Genomic DNA, 20,803 nt, shown 5'->3' on the forward strand with positions numbered 1-20,803 from the left:
ATGGAATGTCTTAATATTTTAGTGGTAGAAGATGAAACACCGCTGGCAGAAATGCATGCCGAATTTATCAAACAAAGCAGCCATTGCCATGAAGTGTGGCTGGCGGGCAATTTGCAGCAAGCCCGCAGCATGGTGGCTCGCTTTCACCCTGATTTAATTCTGCTGGATAACTATCTACCCGATGGCAGTGGTTTAGAATTATTGCGTGAACTGACTTTACAGGGATTCGCTGGCGGTATTATTTTTGTCACCGCAGCCAGCGACAGCGAAACTGTTTCTGAAGCTATCCGTTATGGGGTTTTTGATTATCTGATAAAACCAGTAGCTTACGAACGGCTGGAACAATCTCTGGCCCGCTACAGCCATCGCCATCAAGTCTTACAAGATGGCACCAAGGTCAATCAACGCCAGATTGATGAGATGTACAACACCTATGCTCGTGGCGAGCAAAAAGTGACATTGCCACTGGGTATCGATCAAATGACACTGGATAAAATCCAGACGTTATTTAGTGATAATGCAAAGGAATATACGGCAGAGAACGTTGCCCAAATGCTCGGATTGAGCCGCACTACCGCCCGCCGTTATCTGGAGTTTTGTGCAACAAACCAAACGCTACAAGCAGAGATTATTTATGGCAAAGTGGGGCGACCACAGCGGATATACCGCAGTAAAAAATCGCTGTAATTACCACTGAGTTACACTCCCTCCATACCGTCGCGCTCCACACCCATCCTGTGGGGCGCTGAGTTTTTCACCGAAAACTGCCGATTTATACACCAGGTTTTTTCCGCATCTGTTAAGCCTCTTACATTTCTGATAACAACTATTGCTACGCTAATGATTGATCAGCATCATGCAGGATTGTATCCCGCATAATGAAAAATCATGATTAATGTCGCGTTGATAGATGACCATATTGTTGTCCGCTCGGGTTTCGCCCAGCTGCTATCACTGGAAAAAGATATTCGTATTATTGGCGAATATGGTTCAGCGGCAGAGGCTTGGGCCAATCTGCCTGAGACCCATGTGCAGGTCGCTGTGATGGATATTTCGATGCCGGACGAAAGCGGGCTAAGTCTGCTCAAACGCCTGCGCCAGAAAATGCCGCATTTCCGCGCCATTATTTTGAGTATTTATGACACCACCGCATTTGTGCAAAGTGCCATGGATGCTGGTGCCAGTGGCTACCTGACTAAGCGCTGTGGCCCGGATGAATTGGTGCAAGCGCTAAGAACCGTTCATGGTGGCGGCCTCTATCTGTGCGCTGATGCTTTGCGCGCCCTGCGCCATATGCCACAGCAGCCGCAACAACTGGCAATTTTGACACCACGCGAGAAAGAGGTCTTCCAGTTATTGATCAATGGGGTCAGCGTCAAATCCATTGCCGAACAATTGTCTCTCAGTCACAAAACTGTCCATGTTCATCGCGCCAATATTCTGGGCAAACTAAATTGCGAAACCACCGTTGAGCTGGTGCATTTTGCGCTGCAACATCAGTTGCTGGCGGGAAACTGACATGTGGCAACTGCGCTCAGTGGGGCTATCGCTGTTTTTGGTTATTTTTTTCTCACTGAGTTGGCTTGCGCTGTGGACTATCAGTTTTTATCTGAGTGATGATGGTTTACATGCAGTTCTATTACTGCCACAAGGCCTGCGGCTGGCATTAATGATATTGCTGCCGCGCCGCTATTGGTCAGTATTACTGCTGACCGAGTGTGTAGCCTTGTGGTGGCTGCACAGTGAACAGTTGCAACCCGCTGTGTTGATTATATTGTCACCGTTCCTCAGTTTATTGCCCGCCGAACTGACCCAGCGTTTTTGGCACCATTACACCCTTTACTGGCAGCGGTTATTACTGTTACTCGCCGCCGTCACCGGTAACAGTGTGTTGCATGGGCTGGTACTGGGTTTCTGGCTGCCTGTGCCATTAACCCAGACACTGCTTGCCACTTTTACCGGGGGCATTCTGTTAGTGCCGTTTACCTATCTCATCTACGAATATTTAAAACAGCAGCATCTCCACAACTTGTTCTCGCAACAAATGCCAGACCCACCGCTGCGCACCTCACTGCTGATTTGGTGCTCGCTGATTTTTGCCATTGGGGTTTGTGTGCAAATAGCCATTGCTCCCAATATGGAGCGGCTATTGCTGATTTTTGTCTTTCTGCCCAATGTCTTTATGGCTTATAAATTTGGCTGGCAAGGCGGGGTATTGGCAGCAGTGTTAGGTAGCCTGATGATTACCGTGACCCGCCAGGCCAGTGGCGCATTTCATGATTTGGCGGAACTGGAATTATTCCTCTCCACTCAGGCACTGTTAGGGCTGACACTGGGGATTGCCATCAGCCGCCAACAACAGTTGGCTCAACACCTGCACCGCTATCGCCATCAATTGGAGCAAGAGTTACAAACCCGGCGTAAATTAATGAAACGGTTAGTGCGCACCGAAGAAGATGTGCGCAAAGAAATTGCCCGTGAGTTGCACGATGAAATCGGCCAGAATATCACCGCCATTCAGATTCAGGCCATGCTGGTCAACCGCAGCGCACCCTCGCCAGCGGCTCAATCTGCGGCTAATCAAATCAGCAGTTTATCGCAACGAATCCATCAAACCACCCGCCAACTGCTACGCCAATTGCGCCCACCGGTGCTGGATGAAATGCCACTGGATCAGGCCCTACACCATCTGGCGGAAGAGTTTGCTTTCGCCGAGCAAGGGATTCATTTCCAATTGGATTATGCCTTGCCCGCGACACCCGGCGAGGATGTGGTGATATTTACGTTGTACCGGCTGGTGCAAGAACTGCTAAACAACATTAATAAGCACGCTAATGCTAGCAATATTCAGGTCAGTTTGCGCCTGACCGACAATATCATCACCCTGGAAGTGCGCGATGACGGCATGGGGATCCCCGTGCAACCGCAAGGTGGGGGATTTGGTCTACGCGGAATTGAAGAGCGGGTACGAGCATTAGGCGGTGACTGGCTACTGCAACGCCGCTTAGGAACCCGCGTGATGGTTAACCTGCCAACTCATATCCGCACTAACGACTCTGTGAACCCGCCCACAGAACCGGATCAAAAACCCTCATAACTAAGCATTATTCCTAAGCGTCTACAACCTTGTCTCATCTCTTTTACTTTTTCCTTCCCTACACTCAATACAATTACCGGAGGAACCATGTCAGCACCGCCATTGTCGTCAAAGACTTTACCCCCTGAGCCTTTGACGCCGGAACAGGTGAATGCGCGTTACCGCTACTGGCGACCGCGCCTGATGGCCGCCATGGTGATGGGCTATGCCGCCTTTTATCTGACACGTAAAAGTGTCAACTACGCCATGCCGGTGATGCAACTGGAATTAGGGTTGGATAAAGGAGATATCGGTTTACTGGGCACCCTGTTCTATTTGGCCTACGGCGGCTCAAAATTTGTATCCGGCATTGTCAGCGACCGCACCCAGGCACGCTGGATCATGGGCATCGGTTTGATGATGACCGGGATACTGAATGTGGTGTTTACCCTGTGCCACTCCCTGCCCGCCTTGTTGGTGGTCTGGACGTTAAATGGTTTCTTTCAAGGGTGGGGATGGCCCCCCTGCGCCAAATTGCTGAGTACCTGGTACTCGCGCAACGAGCGCGGAACCTGGTGGGGATGTTGGAATACCTCCATCAGTATTGGCGGCGCGGCAGTACCGCTGTTATCGGCCTTTCTGGCCTCGCATTACGGCTGGCAGGCAGCACTGTTAGTGCCTGGGGCTATTGGTATCGTGTTAGGTCTTTGGTTGTGCTGGCAATTATGCGATAAGCCGCAACAGCAAGGTTTACCGACCATCGGCCAATGGCGACGAGATCCGCAGGATCAGTGGCAAGAGCAGCAAAGCCCTCCCATGCCGATGGGGCGTATTTTTCGCGATGCCATTTTGCGTAATCGCACCATCTGGTTATTAGGGGTTTCTTATGTGCTGGTCTATCTGATCCGCATCGCCCTCAATGACTGGGGCAATATTTGGTTAGCGGAGAGTCATGGCGTCAATTTGCTCAGCGCCAATGCCACCTTATCGCTATTTGAGTTAGGCGGATTATTTGGGGCGTTATTTGCCGGTTGGGGGTCAGATTTGTTATTTCGCGGTCAGCGCGCACCGATGATTTTGTTATTCGCATTGGGGCTGTTTCTGACGATGACCGCCCTGTGGCTGGCACCGGTACATAACTACCCGCTACTGTCCGTGACATTTTTCAGTATTGGTTTTTTTGTTTTTGGGCCACAGATGCTCATTGGCCTGGCAGCCACCGAATATACCCATAAAGATGCTGCCGGTACGGTCACTGGGTTTCTTGGATTATTTGCTTATCTCGGTGCGGCGCTGGCGGGATGGCCGCTGGCGCAAGTGTTGCAACATTATGGCTGGCAAGGTTTTTTTGCTTTGCTAACCCTGGCATCGGCATGCGTTGGGTTGTTATTAATGCCGCTGTTAATGACCGGTATTAATCGATTGAAAGCAGTACGTTAAATAAAAAAAGGACGTTAACAAAGTTAGTCATACCTCTACCTACAACAACAATCCTTTATGCCCCAGTAATGGGCGCATAAAAGGGATAAAAAGGATAATATTATGAAACTCTTACCTCTCTCAGCACTGGTAGCCGCAGGTCTCGCACTGAGCGCCGTTACCACCGTCGTCCAGGCGGAAGGCCGTTTAGTTATTTATTGCAGCGCAACCAATGCCATGTGTGAAGAAGAAGCCAAAGCATTTGGCGAAAAATACGATGTCAAAACCAGCTTTATTCGCAATGGCTCCGGCAGCACACTTGCAAAAGTAGACGCAGAGAAAAAGAACCCACAGGCCGATGTCTGGTATGGCGGCACTCTGGACCCGCAATCTCAGGCCGGTGAAATGGATTTACTTTATCCTTACGCCTCACCTAATTTGGCGCAAATCATGCCGCAATTCCGTGATCCGGCCAAACGCAAAGGTAACTACTCCTCTGCGGTATATATCGGTATTTTAGGGCTGGGCGTGAATACTGACCGCCTGAAAGAAAAAGGTCTGCCAGAGCCTAAATGCTGGAAAGACCTGACCAACCCTATCTACAAAGGTGAAATCCAGATTGCCGACCCGCAAAGCTCGGGCACTGCCTACACCGCGCTGGCCACTTTCTCTCAATTATGGGGTGAAGATGCTGCGTTCGATTACCTGAAAAAACTCAATGCCAACGTGTCGCAATACACCAAATCTGGCATTGCCCCGGCGCGTAACGCCGCACGCGGCGAAACGACCATTGGTATTGGTTTCCTGCACGATTACTCACTGGAAAAAGAGAAAGGCGCGCCCCTGAAACTGATTTCGCCTTGCGAAGGTTCTGGCTATGAAATTGGTGGTGTCAGCATTCTGAAAGGTGCGCGTAATCTGGATAACGCCAAGTTATTCGTTGACTGGGTGCTGTCAAAAGACGCGCAAGAGTTAGCATGGCAGAAAGGTCAATCCTATCAAATCCTGACCAATACCACTGCGGCGACCTCCCCTAACTCACTCAAACTTGATGATCTGAAACTGATTAATTACGACATGGACACTTACGGTGCTACCGAGATGCGTAAGAAGCTGATCACCAAATGGGTTAATGACGTCAAGATGGGCAAATAGCAGCCCACACAATAAGCGAACCATAAAATAACTTATCGCTTTTCTATAACCAAGCCCTTGGCGTGGCAGCAAACCGCGCTGTAGCGTCAAGGGCGAAGGTTAGATCTGGGGAACACCATGACTCACTCACATGCTCTGCGGCTCCCGCAGACACGGGATACCATTTTCTATTGGTTGGCCTTTGCCGTGGCTGCTTTTGCCTTATTACCCGCGTTCAGTCTGGATTATGGTCTGCTTGAGGCCAGCCGTTCTGAGCTACTGGCCGCCTATGGCTGGTCCAGTCTGAACATCAGCACATTATGGTTTGCCTTGCCATTAGTGCTGCTTTTCCGGCCACTGTCCCCACAAGGACGCGAACACCGTACCCGACATCTGTTTGATGCCGGTTTCGCCCTATTCTGCGCTCTGTTCGTGGTCATCACTTCAGCCTGGCTGCAACGCGGGCTGGGTTTTGCCACGATTGGCTTGTTTATTGCCCTGGGAGCCGTCATCACACTGGCACTCGCTCGCCTGGAATGGCTGGGAGGCGATCGTTTTGTCCTCGGTTCGCTGGTCACCATTATTGCCCTGATCACCGTGTTTATCCTATTTCCCAGTATCGCTATTTTCATTCCCATCTTTACTGATGAAAGTGGGGCTTTTGCGCCCTGGCAATTTATGGCGATCCTTGGGCAGGCTCATATCCTGCAAGTTATCTGGAATTCGTTTGTGCTGTCGGTTGCGGTCGGTATCGGCTGTACCTTCTTTGGCATGGTGTTAGCCATATACACCACGCGAATTGCTAAACGCTCAGCATTGCTGGGGCGAATTTTCTCGATTTTACCTATTGTCACCCCGCCTTTTGTGGTTGGATTGGGTGTCACCTTGATGATGGGCCGCTCCGGTTACGTGACCGAATTAATGGTCACCTGGTTCGGGCTGACAAATACTAACTGGCTGTATGGTTTTACCGGTATCTGGTTGGCGCAAGTACTGGCCTTTACGCCGATGTCATTTATGATCCTCGATGGCGCGATAAAAACGATTCACCCGTCGCTGGAAGAAGCCTCTTATACCTTACGGGCCAGCCGTTGGCAGACCTTTATGCAGGTATTTCTGCCGCTATTGAAGCCGGCTCTGGCGAACTCATTCTTAATAGTCATCGTACAATCACTGGCTGATTTCAGTAACCCACTGGTATTAGGCGGGAACTTTGACGTGCTCGCCACGCAAATCTACTTCTATATTACCGGTGCACAACTTGACTATCCGGCAGCCTCGACACTGGGTGTCATCCTGCTGATGTTCTCGCTGTTTATCTTCTGTATCCAGTATATGTGGATAGGCAAACGATCCTACGTCACCATCTCCGGCAAATCTTCGCGCGGTGATGTTCAGCCCTTGCCGGTCTCATTAGTCTGGGGCACAACAGCCATGCTGTATGTGTGGATTGCCTTTAACGTTTTGCTGTACGGCAGCATTTTCTATGGCAGTTTCACCGTCAACTGGGGAGTCGATTACACCCTGACACTCAATAACTTCAATCAGTTATTTGGGCAAGGTTTCAGTGATGGCGCATGGCCTTCGCTGCTCGATACGCTGTTGTACGCCGGTATTGCCGCCCCTATCACAGCCGCTTTTGGTCTGCTGATTGCCTATATCGTGGTGCGTCAGCAATTCCGTGGCAAAAAAACCATTGAATTCAGCACCATGCTCTGTTTCGCCGTACCCGGAACCGTGGCGGGCGTCTCCTATATTCTGGCCTTTAACAGTGCACCGGTGTACCTGACCGGTACGGCGGCTATCGTCATTATCTCAATGGTGATGCGCAATGTGCCTGTCGGGATACGCGCCGGGATTGCCGGTCTGGGCCAACTTGATAAATCGCTGGATGAGGCTTCACTCAGCTTGCGAGCCGGTTCGCTACGTACCGTGATTTACATTTTGCTGCCATTACTGCGCCCGGCGATTCTATCGGCGCTGATTTATAGCTTTGTGCGGGCAATGACCACTGTCAGTGCCATTGTTTTCCTGGTAACGCCGGACACCCGAGTCGCCACCTCTTACATCCTTAACCGGGTAGAAGATGGCGAATACGGTATCGCGATTGCCTATGGTTCCATCCTGATAGTGGTGATGCTTGCCATCATCTTCCTGTTTGATTACCTGGTTGGCGAAGCGCGTATTGCCCGCTCGAAAGCCAGTAATGCTGAATAACGGCGCACTGATAAGGCTTAACATAATGACTAACAAAAGCTATGAATCTGATAAAAATCATGGGTCTGATAAAAAGCATTTTGTCGAACTCAAGCACGTCACCAAGCGTTTTGGCACCAATACCGTTATTGATGATTTAAATCTGGCGATACCCAAAGGCGAAATGGTCACGCTGCTGGGGCCATCTGGTTGTGGTAAAACCACCGTATTACGGTTAGTCGCCGGGCTGGAAAAACCCACTGGCGGGCAAATTTTTATCGATGGTGAAGATGTCACTGACAGATCTATCCAGCAGCGAGATATCTGTATGGTGTTTCAGTCCTATGCCCTGTTCCCACATATGTCACTGGGCGAGAACATTGGTTATGGCTTGAAAATGCTAGGGCGGCCAAAAGATGAAATTCACGAGCGGGTGAAAGAAGCGCTGGCGTTGGTGGATTTAGACGGGTTTGCTGATCGTTTTGTCGATCAGATTTCTGGTGGTCAACAGCAACGAGTGGCATTGGCCAGAGCCCTTATCCTAAAACCTAAGGTGCTATTGTTTGATGAGCCGCTCAGTAACCTGGATGCTAACCTACGCCGCAGTATGCGCGATAAAATTCGTGAATTGCAGCAGCAGTTTAATATTACTTCGCTGTATGTTACGCACGACCAAAGCGAGGCTTTTGCCGTCTCAGATACCGTTTTGGTGATGAATAAAGGCAAAATCATGCAAATCGGCGCGCCACAGGAGCTATACCGCCACCCTGCCTCTCACTTTATGGCCAGTTTTATGGGTGATGCCAACGTATTCCCTGCGCGAATCAACAGTGATAGCGTTGAAATTTTTGGTTATCACATTCCGCGCCCGCAAGGGTTTGCTGATGGATATCAGCAAGCTACGGTCGGTGTCAGGCCAGAAGCCATTACGTTGAGCCAGCAAGGTGACCCAAGCCAGCGCTGCACTATCAATAAAGTGGCTTATATGGGGCCGCAATATGAAGTATTAGTCGATTGGCACGGCCAATCATTGCTATTACAAGTCAACGCCACTCAATTACAACCCGCACCTGGCGATAGCTATTATCTGCAAATTCACCCGTATGGCATGTTTGTCCTAACGGATGCGCCACAGTAAGCGCCCTGGCGGGCAGTGTACCAACATCGCTGCCCGCTATTTTCCCGACTTACCAAACCCTTTTTACGGGTAAAAATTGAACGAAAAGCCAAAAATCTCAATAAGTTGCACAAACTGTAAGCAAACGATCTACTTTTACTGTTTCCCCCTTTGACATGTTCCTCATACCCCGCTATTATTCGCCCCGTTCACACGATTCCTCTGTAGTTCAGTCGGTAGAACGGCGGACTGTTAATCCGTATGTCACTGGTTCGAGTCCAGTCAGAGGAGCCAAATTAAAGAAACCCGCTTAGGAAACTAAGCGGGTTTTTTGCTTTGTTTTGATGCTGGCCTTGATGCCACTATTTATTGATACGCAAGATTCTTAGAGCCTCATTATCCATCCTTTTATTCTCATCTTGACGAAATATTATAAATATCAGAGGCTATCTCTCTGATATTTATGCTGGAATAAATTAAGCAATGCACCATGGAACTTTCCTACATATGTGATGAAAAATCGTATATATTTACATTTGTAATGATAACTTTAACTATTTTTTGTCTTTTTTACTGAACAACCCAATTGCATTTCAATAAAAAAATTCCTAATTCGTTTATAATCAATTCTCTAAACAGAATAATCTCTATAGTATGAATTGCCCCACGCAATACAGGCATCAGTAAGAATCTTTTCTTGATAATCTATAATTAGAGATTAAAATCACCGAAACAGTACCTTACATAAATATTACTTTGGGCATCGGCAGTAGCGGTTCTTGTTTATCTCGTCTTGGGTAATCATTTGAAGTCGATCGGTGCCAGCGAGGAGCAGTGAATTAACTCTGCGAATCCCAAGATATAACGGTTTACGGAGATAACATGACTAAATCAGTGATGATAGTTGATGACCACCCGGCAATTCGAGTTGCCATTCGTGCATTACTATCACAAAGTAACGAATTTTCAACTATTTATGAATCAGTTGACGGCAGTGAAGCCTTAGAGACATTAAAAAGCAATCCGGTCGATCTGGTTATTATTGATATTGAACTCCCGAATTTTGATGGTTTTTCATTACTGAAAAAACTACAACAACGTGGTTTTACCGGTAAATCATTATTTTTGTCAGCTAAGAATGAGCAGGTTTTTGCTGTTCGGGCATTACAGGCTGGCGCTAACGGTTTCATTAGCAAAAATAAAGATATTAGCGAAATTCTTTTTGCGGCGCAGAACGTATTACGCGGATATTCTTTCTTTCCATCTGAAACATTGACTCAATTAGCCGGGCAACCTTCAAGCCATGACCCTGTCAATCGGGCTCGCTTGTTGTCAGAGCGAGAAATTAATGTTTTACGTTATCTGGTCAATGGCTTGTCAAATAAACAGATTGCCGACGAGATGTTTATCAGTAACAAAACTGTCAGCACCTACAAAACGCGTATCCTCACTAAATTAGGACTGAGTTCTGTAATTGAACTGGCAGATTATGCACATACCCATAATTTGGTCTAGTTCAGTTAGGTCTGATTTACCGCGTACAGTATTATCTCTACGTCGTTGGTTTTCTTTACGCATTTTACTGTGCTGCCTGGTGTTACTAAGCGGGCAACTTCATGCTGCCCTGATGACTAGTCGTCAGGGGTGTGATACCGGTCAACCGCTGACCATACACAGCATTGCGAACAGCTACAGTGAAGACTTATTACTTCCTCCGGCAACTGACGCTCGCCAATCGAGCCGGCGCACAATAAAAGTGGGTGTGGTTATTGATGCCAATACCCCTTTTGTCGTGAATCGTGATGACAACGCCATTGAAGGTATCGTCGCGGATTACCTAAAAATCATCAGTGATGCCAGCCAACTCTCTTTCCAGATGATTGGTTATTGTGATTACGGCTTAGTATTGAATGCCCTGGAAAATGGTCAGGTTGACTTAATGGCAGGCACCCCAATGCCCGCTCAGCCAGGTCTCATTGCTTCTCATGCCTTCTTCACTAACCGGCATGTTGAGGTGCGCAGTAAGAATTGGGATCCCACCAAACGCACCCATCCGGAAACGGTAGCTATCGTTAATAACGAGCCGCTGTCACCAGAATTTTTATTTAATTATCATGCTGATAAAATCGTCGCCTATCCTAACCAGCTACAAGGGTTACTGGCCGTTGCCTATGGTAATGCCGATGTTTTTGTCGCCAATGCCACATCGGCTAACTATTTGATTGACCAATTACAGCTGCTGACACTGCAAATTCGTAACTTTGCCCCTTATCACCCAGCCCCTTACACCTTCCTGGCACTGGAAAAAAACCAGAGTCTGATTAATTACATTAACCAGATTCTCGAATTGCTACCCAGCCGCGCCACCGGTGATATTCAACAACGCTGGTTTGGCAGCAAACATCATTATAATATTGATGCCAAGTTACTGCTTACAGAACAAGAGCTTAATTGGATTCAGCATCATCCAGAGGTAACCTATGCTGCACCACTGGATCTGGCTCCATTAATATTCCGTGATCGCCAAACCGGTGAGATGGCCGGTTTCTCTGTTGATCTCATCGACATTATTTCACGCCGAACCGGCATTAAATTTAAGCCGATTTATATCAAGGACAGCGGCGAAGGTGTGCGTGATTTTGCTGCCGGAAAGATAGATATGCTGCCGATTGTCGCGGTACGCAATGGCCAATATGGTAATAGCCTTTATTCCTCACCCGTAGCCCAATCATTGTGGGGTATCTTAACGCGAGAAGATCGTAACGATATCAATAACGTTGCAGACCTGGCGGGAAAACGGGTTGGGATACAGTCGGGCAGTACTTCCGGTGGCGTGATCAACAACACTCTTTTGGCACAAAAAATCACCTTTGTAGAAGCTCCCGATACCATGACGTTGGTACGCATGCTGCAACAAGGGAAAGTCGACGCGATTATCAAAAATATGATGACCGCTAACTATCTGTCAGCACAGAACTTTACTCCCAATATTAAAACAGTTGCCGTCACAGGAGAGGAACCGCTGATGATGGCATTTGCCATCAGCCCGAAACTTCCAGAATTAAAAGCCATCGTTGATAAAGTCATTGAATCTATCCCACCGGAAGAACTGGATAATATCATCAGTGAATGGAGTACATTTAAACCTAAGCCCGTCAGTTTTGATGAAAGTCTACAAGACAACGAATGGTTGATGTTAACGCTGAAAATCAGCTCAGGCCTGCTGTTAGTATTCGGCTTATACCTTGGTTATCTGGTGTTCAATAAACGCCGTCAGGCTGCATTGTTACATGCTCGTTTGCTGCAACAAGAGTCGGTTATTAATGCCCTGCCGTTCGCGGTATTTATTCGCACTACCGCTGGAGAGCTGGCTGTTTATAACAACCACTTTGCTGACGCGCATCAGGATAAGCTAAACGATCTACTTAATCACAATAATGAGCCAGCCAATTGGCCAATGACCAGCCCGTTGGATCGCGAAATAGATAAACATTGCCGCCTGGTTTTAACCGACCGAAAACCACAAATGGTGGACCTTTCACTTGAGATAAACGGTGAGTTGCGCGATATATTCCTGTGGATCATTCCGTTGGATAATGCTGAACGTAGTCTGCTTGGTGGCTGGCTGGATATCAGCCAACGGAAAACCGTCGAACGGCAACTGGAAGCCGCCCGTGTCGAGGCCGAAAGTGCCAACCGCACCAAGAGTACTTTCCTGGCAACCATTAGCCATGAGCTGCGCACGCCAATGTACGCCATTATGGGTTTGCTGGAACTGGAGATACGCAGTGAACAGCCGGTAGATAAAAATACTTTGGTCACCGTTTCCAAGTCTGCTCAATCGCTGATGCTTTTGCTTGATGACATCATCGACTCTGCCAAAATCGAAGCCGGGCAACTGAGTGTTCACCCCGCTGTTGTCGATTTTCGTCAGGAAATAGAGCGGATGTTTACGATTTATCAGCCTATCGCCGATGAACGTAATCTGCGGTTCTCCGGTTGGGTGGATGACCAAATTCCTGATTTAGTCATGGTAGATATGCTCCGGGTGCGGCAAGTCATGGGCAATCTATTAGGTAATGCGCTGAAATTTACCGAAGAGGGCGGTGTTTCAGTGGATATCACCTGGGAAGTTATTGATGAAAAGCATGGCGTACTGAATATCGATATTACTGATACCGGTATTGGTATTTCTCCTGCAGCGCAGGCCACATTATTCCAGCCATTCAGTCAGGCCAACGAGGGTAAATCACCACGTTTCGGTGGCTCCGGTTTAGGACTGTGGATCTGCCATCAGTTGATTCATAAGATGGGTGGGGAAATTACCTTAGAAAGCCAGCTCGGTAAAGGCACTAGTCTGTTTATTACCTTGCCGCTGGAAGTGGCCAGTGCCAGTGATTTACCACAGGAATCAGCCATTGCCATCGCTGATGAAAAGCAACTAAATCAGTTGAAAAATTTGCGTATTCTGGTGGTGGATGACCTACCGGCTAACCGTCAGTTACTTCAGCAACAGTTAGCCTTTATCGGTATCGAGCAAGTGATGAGTGCCGAAAATGGCGCGGAAGCATGGCAGATATTGCAGCATTATAGTTTTGATGCCGTCATCACCGATTACAATATGCCATTAATGAATGGTTATGAACTGGCAGCCCATATCCGCAACAGCGACGCAATGAAAGATCTGATCATCATTGGTTGTACCGCAGATGCGCGGGAAGAGAGTACCGCCCGTTGCAGTGATGCTGGTATGAATGACTGTATGATTAAACCTGTCACTATCGATACACTGCGCACCACCCTGCTGCGTCAAGATATTATTAGCAGTGATGCGAATATGCCCTCTCATGTGTCTGTCGATGATGTCACAGCACAAGATAGTGTACCGAATGTTGTTAACAATGAACCAGCAACGCCCCTTGTTACAGCGCAGAATAAGCTAAAAAACCTCTCGGGAGGCAACACAGAAGTGGAGTTGCAATTATTGCAATCATTGCTGGAGAGTAATGTGCAAGATACTGCGGCACTAACACAGCTGTATTCACACCTCACCGTCGATGATGACAGCGCTATTTCTGATGAAATTTATAAAGAAATGTCCAGTCTGGTTCATCGAATTAAGGGCGGCGTGCAATTGATTGATTCCCAGGTTCTATTGGACAGTTGTATTGAATTTGAAGCCCTACTGCACGCGCAGGATAAATATGCCGTCATTACCTATGGCGTTGGCTACCTTGCACTATTAGCTGAGTCGAACCAATTATTAGTGGAATTAATAAATTCATACACTGAAATAGGTAGTTCTTCGTCCTAAAATAGGCAGTTCTTCGCCCTAAAATAGGGATTGAATTAATGTTAGCACAGAAACTCGTCAGATATTTTGACGAGTTTTTTTATGTGCTGATTATTATCACCTTATGATACAACCATCATCACACACAAAAACAACACATAATACATTGTAATAAATAGATTTTATAATTGACGTCAATTTAAAGGAGATAAGTTCCTACAGTTTTTGTAGGAAGTTTCATATACAAAACAAGGACGCCTCTCATTTTTTCTCCTCTGATTTCCCATTACACTACATCGGTCGAAAAAACAGATAGAAAATATAAATAACGGAATACCATATTCAGCTAAATGATCACTTTTTTATTGAATGTTGAAGGTCTCCGTTGACAGAAATATTAATTTAATTGGAAATAACATGGGAAAAATACTAATGACGTTGGCGCTACTGACCCTACCGGGTATAGCGTTGGCGGCGACCTCAAATAACACAATCAAGTTTCAGGGAGAAGTTGCCGAACAGACTTGTATGGTTGATATCAATGGTACAGCCAACACACCTGTTGTTCTGTTACCCACCGTCTCAACCAGTAACTTGAATCAAGTCAATGCTGTCGCGGGTAAAACCAATTTCACGATTAATCTCACTGGCTGCAATATTGCCATTCAAGACACCAAAATCAGCTCTGTTTTTCAAGGGATGAACGTCACATCCGCAGGCAATCTGGGTAATGTAGGAACAGCACAAAACGTAGCAATTCAGTTACTTGATGCTAATGGTGCAGCTATACGTATGTCTGGTGGCAGCGTTTCCGTACCTGGAATTACGCTGGTCGCCGGTTCGACATCAGCATCACAGGATTTGGCTGCGCAATATATTACAGAAGAAGGTCGTGCCACAGCAGGGAGCGTTATTGCTTCAGCTCAATATGCGATCACCTATCCCTGACTATTCATGAAATTAGAACGACTTCATGAATATGCTGGCCAACCGGTAACGGAGCCGATACAAACCAGAAAAACCAAGGATAAGTAAGCGCTATGACACTGACTGCCCACAACATTATCGCCTGCACATTGTTATTGCTTAGCGGCGTACCCTTATGGGCGCAAGCCAGTGTTGTCATGACAGGGACTCGTATCATTTATCCTGAAGGTACTCGGGAGAAGGTGCTACAACTCAGTAATAAAGATGATCACCCTAACTTGGTCCAATTATGGATGGATGATGGCAATAACCAGTCTTCGCCATCAAAAAGTGATGTCCCTTTCGCATTGACGCCCCAAATATTCCGGATGGAAGCTAAAAGTGGGCAAGTGATTCGCCTGTCCTATATTGAGCATAATTTACCCAAAGATCGTGAATCTGTTTTTTATCTGAATTTTTTACAAATTCCTGCCTTAAAAAAAGCAGATACGCAACCTGAGAACAAATTGGTTTTAATCGTTAATAATCGACTGAAAGTCTTTTATCGCCCTGTTGCATTAAAAGAAAACGTCGATACCTTGGGTGAAAAAATCCGCGTCACACTGGAGAGTGTGAATGGTGACAAAATCAAGATACATAACCCTACGGCTTATTACATAAGCCTGCGAGATGCCAAACTGGTCAGTAACGGGAAAACCATCTCATTTGCCACCAGCGAGATGTTTGCCCCTAATTCGACCACTGATTTAGCTTTGCCCGCTGGGGTTAAAGCCAAAAAAGGCGAGTTGCTCACGCTGAATGTGGTCAATGACTATGGCACGAACATCCCTTGCGATTATCATTTGTAATGTTGTCGTGATGAGAATCGTGAATGTGCCGGGCAACAGGGAAAAAACGTGAGGTTTGCTCCCTGGTTATCCTACCTGCTAACACAGGGTCTATTGGTCAGCCATGTTGTGTCAGCGGCAGAGGAGAGCCAACCAGACGAATATGTGTTTGAAGATGCCCTATTGCGCGGTTCATCACTCGGCTTGGGCTCTATCTCCCGCTTTAATAAGAAAGACAGTTATGAAGCAGGCAAATACCAAGTTGATCTCTATATGAACAACAAGTTTGTCGATCGTATCGAACTGATGTTTATGACCAAAGATGATGCAGTTGTCCCCTGCTTGTCAGCGTCACAGCTGCTGCAAGCAGGTGTGAATGACGATGTACTGGAAAACGCCAATCAGGAAGATAACTGTTTGGATTTCAAAACACTACTACCTGCCAGTGACTATCGTTTCGATTATGCCAAACTGCGTTTTGATTTGTCGATGCCACAACTGTATGTGAAGAATGTCCCCCGTGGCTATGTTGACCCTCGCAATCTCACAGCGGGAGAAACCATTGGTTTTAGTAATTACAACTTAAACCAATATCATGTGGGGTATAACAAAGATGGGATTAAACGCAGTACCGATTCGACCTATCTCAGCCTAAATAATGGTATCAATGCCGGGATGTGGCGTTTTCGTCAACAAGGCTCTTTGCGCTATGACGCAACCCGAGGGGCGAACTGGACATCTAACCGTTTATACAGCCAACGTGCTCTGCCCAGCATTGGCAGTGAAGTGACCCTGGGTGAGACATTCAGTTCCGGCCAGTTTTTCTCCAGCCTGGGGTTTAGCGGTATCGCGATGAGCACTGATGACCGCATGCTGCCGGAATCACAACGTGGCTATGCCCCTGTTATTCGAGGGATTGCCAGAACCAATGCTAAAGTCACGGTATATCAGAATAACAGGCCAATTTATCAAAGCACTGTTTCTCCAGGAGCTTTTGAATTCAATGATTTAACTGCAACTAACTTTGGCAGTGACTTGACAGTTGAAATTCAAGAAGCCGATGGCACGCTAAGCACCTTCCAAGTGCCGTTCTCCTCAGTGCCTGAATCATTACGCCCCGGTTATTCCCGCTATAGCTTCGCCGCAGGCCAGGTCAGAGATCTGGGCAGTCAGGAGGTATTCGGGGAGTTAACCTATCAACAGGGGATCAGTAACGCGATTACAGCCAATAGCGGAATGCGACTGGCCTCGGGATATCAGGCCGTAATGCTGGGTGGCGTTTTTACTCACTATATCGGAGCCTTAGGGCTGGATGCCACCTATTCTCATGCCAACCTTCCGAGCGATAGCAACTTATCAGAGAATAAATCGCAAAATGGCTGGATGGCACGCGCTTCTTTCAGTCGTACCTTTGAAGCTACCGACACCACGTTATCAGTGGCAGGCTACCGTTATTCAACGGAAGGTTACCGTGATTTAAGCGATGTGCTGGGCATACGAGCCGCCAGTAACGGAAAAGTTTGGAGTTCAGGCACTTACCAACAACGCAGCCGGGCTGAGATCTCCCTTAATCAGAATCTTAGTAGTTACGGTTCACTGTATCTGACCGCATCCTCACAGGATTATCGCAATTCGCGCAAGCGGGATACCCAGTTGCAATTGGGCTATGCCAATACTTTATGGCGCAATACCAGTTTTAACCTTGCCGTTTCACAACAAAAAACCGGCGGGGGGGCCAACGAAACTTACTTTGTCGACCCCGGCAGTGGTATGCCTGCGGCGAACGGGGCGAATCTTCTCGCTACCAATGAAACCGTGGTGCAAATGTCCCTTTCATTCCCGTTAGGTGGCAGCCCTCAGTCCCCTTATGTCTCCGCCGGTGCTGTTAATAGTCGAATCAGTGGTGCCAGCTATCAGACTTCGTTAGCTGGTGTCATGGGCGACGATCAGTCAGCCAGTTACAGCATGGACTTCGCCCGCAGTGAGCAATCCAAAGAGAATACCTTCAGTGGCAGTCTGCAAAAACGATTACCGGTCACCAGTTTGAGCGGCAGTGCCTCATTCAGCCCTGGTTACTGGCAAGGTTCAGCCAGCACACGCGGAGCTGTTGCTTTCCACCGTGGCGGAGTGACGCTCGGGCCATATCTGAGCGATACCTTCGCGCTGATTGAAGCAAAAGGAGCCAGTGGGGCCAAAGTTATGTATGGACAAGGGGCAAAAATTGACCGCTTCGGTTATGCCTTGGTTCCGACCCTAACGCCATATCGCTATAACACCATCACCCTTGATCCCGATGGGATGGATTTCAATACAGAACTCCAGGACGGTGAACGCCAAATTGCCCCCTATGCGGGGTCAGCGGTGAAAATCAAATTCCGCACCCTCAACGGATACCCGCTCTTAATCACCATCAAACTGGCCGATGGCAGCCAAGTGCCGATGGGCACGGTGGTTTACAGCACTGGCAGTAAAGCTGAAAACAGTCGCGATGATGACCAGACAAATTTAGAAATCGGCATGGTTGGCCAGGCCAGTCAGGCATATTTACGTGCCGAACATGCCCGAGGATCGCTGCTGCTGATATGGGGCGATGCTGATAATGAGCGCTGCCAGCTAGATTACGATTTAGGCACGCCCAATAAAGATAAACAGCTGTATAAACTCGATGCCTTGTGTGTCGTTACCCAGCATTGAATCAGAGAGACAGTATGAATCCTATGACACGCCTTGCAATCAACCGCTACCAAGGCAAACCTCTTTTATCACGCCGTTGGCGATGGTTTTTTTCACTCGTATTATTGAACATCGCCTTGCCCGGCTATGCCCAATGTGTTTGGAAAGGCGCGAATATCGGTGGTGATAACTACGGTGCTTCACTGCAACTAGGCAATGTCAATATCACCAGTAATTACATTCAACCTGTCGATTCAATTCTGGCCTCCAGCATCATCAGCCTGGTCCCCGCCCGCTTCTGGTCAGATCCCGAGGCTGTTATCTATGAATGTGATGTTGCCGATAAAGACAGCCTATTTGAAGTCTTTGCTACTAATGGCGATAGCAATGTCGGCGGCTACACCAATATGGGTGACAACTATTTTCAAACCTTTTTCCCTTATACCGCGTTAAAACTTATTCATGTCGATAGCGGTATTGAGTTCACCCGAATCTGGCAACAAGTTCCGTTGAAAAAATACGATGTAGTCGGCAATAAAATTCAGATTAAAGGCAAACACTTCAGCCAAATCCGTGCCGAGCTAAAAAAGGTCGGTTCGGTGGATCGCACACCAGGCCCTTCCAGTTGGGGATGCCCGGGGCCAGCAGCAGATAACTATTCTGGCAGTTATACCTGCAATCAACCTAATGGATATGTGGTGTTCAAAGGCCCCGGTATGCCAGTACCAGAAACGGGCTATGATTCAGCGACCAATTATCAGACATGGGGAACAGGTCGTTATATGGCGTTTGGTATGAATACCTCACCAGTGTCCGTCCTGACGCGCAAAAATACCTGCGTGGTGCGTAACGTAACGCCGTATGTGATTTTTCCCATTATCACTGTGAATGAACTCAATGATAATCAGACACGTAGCGCAGATATTACCGTTGATATCGAATGCCAATCTGGCACTGAGTCAGGCATTAATAGTGGGCAAACCGCGCTCGGCATTCAGACCTCATTACCCGGTTATCTGATTGCTCAAGGCTTAGGATTGGTCAATTCTGCGGGCGGTGTCAGTTATTTGCTTTCCGACCACTATGGCACAGACAAACGTATTGCCACAGGCGTGGGGATCAGTCTCAGCGACAGCAGCGGCAGAGCGATGAATTTTGTTGGCTGGGGGGGATGCGTCAGCAACTGTATTTCCACGAGCAGTGCAGGTTGGTATCCGGTTCTCACTGGAGCAAATGCCAATGGCAGCAATGCTGCGGGTTTCAACAACTATTCGCACCACTTCACCGCCACATTAAAAAAATTACCAAACGGCACACCAACAGCCGGTAAAATTGACTCTACGGCTTATGTTTTGGTGAAAATACAATGAGATACATTTACCTGTTTTTACTGATATTTAGCGTAAATCAAACAACTCATGCGGGCCTTGTTGCAAGCTCAACCCGGATGATTTACCAACCCGAGTCACGCGAGCGCACGTTAATGCTCGCGAATACTAATGATTACCCAGTGGTCGTACAAACTTGGGTTGACGATGGAGACGTGGATAGCACACCGGACCAGGCCAAAGCACCGTTTATGGTATTACCGGCGGTTTTTAAAATGCAGCCTGGTGCTGCACAAGCGCTGCGTATTATTAATAAAGGTGACAATCTGCCCACCGATAGAGAGTCCGTTTATTGGCTTAATCTCTATGAAATTCCGCCTAAAACACGGCGCAACGCAGATGCTTATGCTCAAGTGGCAATGGCAATGAACACGCAGATGAAAATTTTTTATCGGCCCAATGGATTAGCACTTAAACCAGACGAAGCGATGGAAAAAATCAGTTTTACGCTACAAAAACAAAATAAAGAATATGTCCTCACCGTTTATAATCCGACGCCATATCATGTTTCATTCGGTCAAATCCAGCTCAAAAGCCCGCAACAAAGTCATCTTATCGCGCAACAGATGAACATGATGATCACCCCGTTTGCTGAGCGACAGTATCAATTTGAACATTCCCCCACCTCACTCAATGGCAAACTAACCTTGGAGTATGTTTATTTTGATGATGCCGGTAATCAGGTCAAAAACAGCCAGTTAGTTAAAGTGACACCGTAACACGACATGATAAATCTGGATGAAAATCAGATAA

14 protein-coding genes and 1 tRNA gene are annotated in these 20,803 nt (G+C 47.5%); all 15 read left to right on the forward strand.

The features are described from left to right. The 15 genes from dpiA (at position 1) to FTB31_RS07580 (ending at position 20,769) form a co-directional block, all read left to right on the forward strand. Complete coding sequence (gene dpiA, locus FTB31_RS07510) at positions 1-687, forward strand: two-component response regulator DpiA (protein ID WP_227719519.1); 687 nt, start codon at positions 1-3, stop codon at positions 685-687. Between the two features lie 201 nt (positions 688-888). Continuing rightward, positions 889-1,518 carry a response regulator transcription factor gene (locus FTB31_RS07515; RefSeq protein WP_050075313.1) on the forward strand — a complete coding sequence of 210 codons (630 nt, stop codon included), beginning with the start codon at positions 889-891 and terminating at the stop codon, positions 1,516-1,518. Between the two features lies 1 nt (position 1,519). Continuing rightward, positions 1,520-3,097: an MASE1 domain-containing sensor histidine kinase gene (locus FTB31_RS07520; RefSeq protein ID WP_227731255.1), complete on the forward strand. Its 1,578-nt coding sequence runs from the start codon at positions 1,520-1,522 to the stop codon at positions 3,095-3,097. A gap of 87 nt (positions 3,098-3,184) precedes the next feature. Beyond that, positions 3,185-4,516 (forward strand): MFS transporter family glucose-6-phosphate receptor UhpC, encoded by a 1,332-nt coding sequence (gene uhpC, locus FTB31_RS07525; RefSeq protein ID WP_077174906.1) that lies wholly within the window; start codon positions 3,185-3,187, stop codon positions 4,514-4,516. A gap of 102 nt (positions 4,517-4,618) precedes the next feature. Then, positions 4,619-5,650, forward strand: coding sequence for an ABC transporter substrate-binding protein (locus FTB31_RS07530; protein ID WP_005168576.1), 1,032 nt, complete (start codon positions 4,619-4,621; stop codon positions 5,648-5,650). A 117-nt stretch (positions 5,651-5,767) separates the two neighbouring features. Next, a complete protein-coding gene (locus tag FTB31_RS07535; RefSeq protein ID WP_005168575.1) occupies positions 5,768-7,846 on the forward strand; it encodes an ABC transporter permease in 2,079 nt (692 codons plus the stop codon). Between the two features lie 25 nt (positions 7,847-7,871). Further along, entirely contained in the window at positions 7,872-8,963 is a 1,092-nt protein-coding gene (gene fbpC / locus FTB31_RS07540) for a ferric ABC transporter ATP-binding protein (RefSeq protein ID WP_050075309.1), read from the forward strand. Between the two features lie 197 nt (positions 8,964-9,160). Then, positions 9,161-9,236, forward strand: a tRNA-Asn gene (locus FTB31_RS07545). Positions 9,237-9,824: 588 nt separating this feature from the next. After that, entirely contained in the window at positions 9,825-10,457 is a 633-nt protein-coding gene (locus tag FTB31_RS07550) for a response regulator transcription factor (RefSeq protein ID WP_050075308.1), read from the forward strand. Between the two features lie 79 nt (positions 10,458-10,536). Further along, positions 10,537-14,256, forward strand: coding sequence for an ATP-binding protein (locus FTB31_RS07555; RefSeq protein WP_050075307.1), 3,720 nt, complete (start codon positions 10,537-10,539; stop codon positions 14,254-14,256). A gap of 396 nt (positions 14,257-14,652) precedes the next feature. Beyond that, positions 14,653-15,183: a fimbrial protein gene (locus tag FTB31_RS07560; RefSeq protein ID WP_050075306.1), complete on the forward strand. Its 531-nt coding sequence runs from the start codon at positions 14,653-14,655 to the stop codon at positions 15,181-15,183. 92 nt (positions 15,184-15,275) lie between these two features. Continuing rightward, complete coding sequence (locus tag FTB31_RS07565; protein WP_050075305.1) at positions 15,276-16,010, forward strand: fimbrial biogenesis chaperone; 735 nt, start codon at positions 15,276-15,278, stop codon at positions 16,008-16,010. A gap of 48 nt (positions 16,011-16,058) precedes the next feature. Then, positions 16,059-18,683, forward strand: coding sequence for a fimbria/pilus outer membrane usher protein (locus FTB31_RS07570; RefSeq protein WP_050075304.1), 2,625 nt, complete (start codon positions 16,059-16,061; stop codon positions 18,681-18,683). Positions 18,684-18,697: 14 nt separating this feature from the next. Beyond that, on the forward strand, positions 18,698-20,032 hold the full coding sequence (locus tag FTB31_RS07575; RefSeq protein ID WP_050075303.1) for a fimbrial protein: 1,335 nt from the start codon (positions 18,698-18,700) through the stop codon (positions 20,030-20,032). Continuing rightward, positions 20,029-20,769, forward strand: coding sequence for a fimbrial biogenesis chaperone (locus tag FTB31_RS07580; protein WP_077174903.1), 741 nt, complete (start codon positions 20,029-20,031; stop codon positions 20,767-20,769). Before FTB31_RS07575 ends, FTB31_RS07580 begins: the two co-directional genes overlap by 4 nt. Positions 20,770-20,803: the final 34 nt, after the last annotated feature.

Origin of the sequence: Yersinia proxima, assembly GCF_902170785.1 — a bacterium.
GTDB classification, from domain to species: domain Bacteria; phylum Pseudomonadota; class Gammaproteobacteria; order Enterobacterales; family Enterobacteriaceae; genus Yersinia; species Yersinia proxima.

What these genes read in the sequence shown, in the direction of transcription:
- dpiA (WP_227719519.1), top strand. Translation starts at nt 1, where the DNA reads ATGGAATGTCTTAATATTTTAGTGGTAGAAGATGAAACACCGCTGGCA.
- FTB31_RS07515 (WP_050075313.1), top strand. Translation starts at nt 889, where the DNA reads ATGATTAATGTCGCGTTGATAGATGACCATATTGTTGTCCGCTCGGGT.
- FTB31_RS07520 (WP_227731255.1), top strand. Translation starts at nt 1,520, where the DNA reads ATGTGGCAACTGCGCTCAGTGGGGCTATCGCTGTTTTTGGTTATTTTT.
- uhpC (WP_077174906.1), top strand. Translation starts at nt 3,185, where the DNA reads ATGTCAGCACCGCCATTGTCGTCAAAGACTTTACCCCCTGAGCCTTTG.
- FTB31_RS07530 (WP_005168576.1), top strand. Translation starts at nt 4,619, where the DNA reads ATGAAACTCTTACCTCTCTCAGCACTGGTAGCCGCAGGTCTCGCACTG.
- FTB31_RS07535 (WP_005168575.1), top strand. Translation starts at nt 5,768, where the DNA reads ATGACTCACTCACATGCTCTGCGGCTCCCGCAGACACGGGATACCATT.
- fbpC (WP_050075309.1), top strand. Translation starts at nt 7,872, where the DNA reads ATGACTAACAAAAGCTATGAATCTGATAAAAATCATGGGTCTGATAAA.
- FTB31_RS07550 (WP_050075308.1), top strand. Translation starts at nt 9,825, where the DNA reads ATGACTAAATCAGTGATGATAGTTGATGACCACCCGGCAATTCGAGTT.
- FTB31_RS07560 (WP_050075306.1), top strand. Translation starts at nt 14,653, where the DNA reads ATGGGAAAAATACTAATGACGTTGGCGCTACTGACCCTACCGGGTATA.
- FTB31_RS07565 (WP_050075305.1), top strand. Translation starts at nt 15,276, where the DNA reads ATGACACTGACTGCCCACAACATTATCGCCTGCACATTGTTATTGCTT.
- FTB31_RS07575 (WP_050075303.1), top strand. Translation starts at nt 18,698, where the DNA reads ATGAATCCTATGACACGCCTTGCAATCAACCGCTACCAAGGCAAACCT.
- FTB31_RS07580 (WP_077174903.1), top strand. Translation starts at nt 20,029, where the DNA reads ATGAGATACATTTACCTGTTTTTACTGATATTTAGCGTAAATCAAACA.